Genomic DNA, 2,530 nt, shown 5'->3' on the forward strand with positions numbered 1-2,530 from the left:
CGGAAGCGATCCAGTCGACGCCGTGCGGAAGGACGGGATCGAGCCCCATGAGGTGATGCGCGACCGCGCGGGAGGCCCGGAATTCCTGCGCCATCTGCGGCCGTTCCGGATCGGCGGCGGCGGAAGCGATCAGCCTGCGCCCGGCCAGCCGCCCCTGGGCTGCGAGGAGAGGCAGCACGCGCCGCGGTCCGCCGAACAGGCGGCAGGCGAGGCTCCAGGTCGGCCAGCGGCGCGAGACGGCACCGTTGAGATAGGCGAAGATGGATTCGTATTTGCCGTCGATCTCCGCGGCGACGGCCAGGACCAGCAGGGCCCGCTCGCGATCCGTCAATCCGAAGCGGGCCGCGAGCTGCGCCAGAGGCCCCTCGTTCGGGCAGGGAGGGGCGGAAAATCCGGCATTCTCGCGCTCCTCCAGATATGCGGTGACGAGGTCCTCACCGACCCACAACCCCTTGAACTCTTCGGCCGACAGCTCGTGGACCGCCCGTTGCGCATCGAGATCGCGCCGCAGGCAGGCATCGAGCCAGGCGCGCTCGGCGGTGAGGAGGCCGGCGCTCATCGGGCTTCCCGCGAGACGGTGATGCGGCAGGGGCTGGTCCAGGAGAACTCGGCCGTCCAGCTCGCGGCGCCCGAGAGGGCCAGGATGGGATCGAGGGGAGGCCGCGAGACGAGCGCCGTCAGGCCCTCGTCCCCCTGATGGAGGATGCTTGCCCGCAGGTCGAGGAAGTTCGTGAAGAGATGGCGGGGGCTGGAGCGCGAGAAGCCCGGCAGGCGATGCGCGAAACCGTCGAGGACGAGCCCGGCCATCGTCGCGACGCGATGCTCGGCAGGGGCGGATAGGCCGAGGCCGTTCGGCCAGGGAGGCTTGCGCGCCGCTGCCCGATGCTTGCCTTCATGCGCAAGGCCGATATCGGCCCAGCGGATCAGGCCGGAGGGCGAGAGTTGCGGCGGCATGCCGAGCAGGTCGCGCCAGAAGGGATCGGCCAGGAAATCCCGCCCCCGCGCGGGGCCGGCAAGCCCGGCGAGAACGAGCATCCGCAGGGCGCAGGCCGCGGGCCAGCCGCCGGGCCCGGCCGGATTCTCAGGGGCGATGCCGGGATCGACACGGTCGAGATCGCGCAGGAGCAGCAGGGGGCCGCCGAAAAGCGTGCCGAGCCGCCGGACCTTGGCGGCTCGCGCGTGGCGGCGGATCCGCTCGGCCAGCTCGCTGTCTGCATCCGGAGGAAGGGGAGCGCCGCCTCGCTCCTCGGGAGATTCCGGTTGCCGCGCCTGTCCCGGAGATGCGGCCGGGCCTCCCGGCCGGACGCTTTCGCCCGACAGCGCGTCGACGACCGTTCGGCACAGCGCGAGATCGCCCGGCCCGCAGGGCCGGCCGGACGCTTCCGCATGGGCCTTGAGCGCCGCGAGCAGCCGTGGGCCGGGCGAGGGGAGATGGCGCAAGGCCGCCTCGCACAGGGGCGCGACGAGATCGGCTTGGCTCGCGCCTTCCGCGATCCCGCCGCAGAGCAGCTCGGCGAGGTGATCGACCTCGGGCCCCAGCAACTCCCCAGCCTTGGCGATCGTGCCCTCGTCGAGCAGCGCCAGGGCGGCTTGGCCGCGGGCGGGATGGGAGCCGAGCGCCGTCGAGAGCGCGCGGGCGGCCGGCAGCGCGCGCAGGCCCGAGAAGGGATGGTGGAACCAGAGGCTCCAGGCATCCCCGTTGACGAGGTCCCGCACGAAACAGGCGAGCTGCTCGGCCCGGCCGGCGAAGCGCACGACGCCCTGTCCCCGCGCAGAGAGCTGGCGTGCGAGCTGCGCCGCGAAGGCCCGCGACCACCCGGCCAGACTGGCGCTCTCGGGCCCGTCGAGGTCGAGCGTGAGATCGAGTTCCAGCGAGCGGACCAGGACGATCTCGTCGCCGCCGGAGAACGGCCGCAGCTGCTCGCCGAGGCTGTGCGGAAGCCGGCGCGACAGCGCGACCACGCGGTCGCGCGCGCCGTGCGGGTCGGGATGATCGCCGCCGACGAGGCAATCGAGCGAGAGCCGGTCAATCTCCAGCCGCACCAGCCTCGCGCCTCCCACGCTTGGTCTGAGGTTTCATCCCGGCGCCCTCGAGCCTGGCGATCCGGTCCGCCAGCCGGCGGTTCTCCTGAATGGCCGCGTCGAGCTTACCGTTCAGGACGCGGAGCGCTTCGAGCAGCAGGGCCCCGATATCGCCCGAGCGCACGTATTTGGTCCCGTCCGGCCCCGCCTCCACCAGATCCGGCAGCACCTTCTCGACCTCGTCGGCGACGAAGCCGAAATGCGCCGCCTCGGGGGCGGCCGGAACCGCCTTCTCGTTCCAGCGGAAGGATACGCCGCGCAGGGACAGGGCCAGGTCGAGCGGCTTCTCGATCGGCTGGATGGCGCGCTTCAGGCGACGGTCGGACAGGCTGAGGACCGTGAAGCAGCGGATCGTGCCGGTGACGCGGGCATTGCCGGCGACATCCAGGTTGTAGCCGGGGGCCGTCGTGCCGATGCCGATGCTGTCGGACCCGTCGAAGGCGACGAT

At 72.3% G+C, this 2,530-nt stretch carries 3 protein-coding genes; all 3 read right to left on the minus strand.

The window, feature by feature from the left end; all coding sequences use genetic code 11:
• A partial coding sequence (locus PKD06_RS13130) for a hypothetical protein (protein ID WP_324380741.1) occupies positions 1-559 on the minus strand: 559 nt, incomplete at its 3' end.
• Positions 556-2,043, minus strand: coding sequence for a hypothetical protein (locus tag PKD06_RS13135; RefSeq protein ID WP_324380743.1), 1,488 nt, complete (start codon positions 2,041-2,043; stop codon positions 556-558). The genes PKD06_RS13135 and PKD06_RS13130, both read right to left, overlap by 4 nt.
• Positions 2,027-2,530 (minus strand): tail fiber domain-containing protein (locus tag PKD06_RS13140; RefSeq protein ID WP_324380745.1); only part of this gene is annotated, 504 nt, incomplete at its 5' end. The genes PKD06_RS13140 and PKD06_RS13135, both read right to left, overlap by 17 nt.

Origin of the sequence: Enterovirga sp. (genome assembly GCF_035325185.1) — a bacterium.
GTDB lineage: Bacteria > Pseudomonadota > Alphaproteobacteria > Rhizobiales > Beijerinckiaceae > Enterovirga.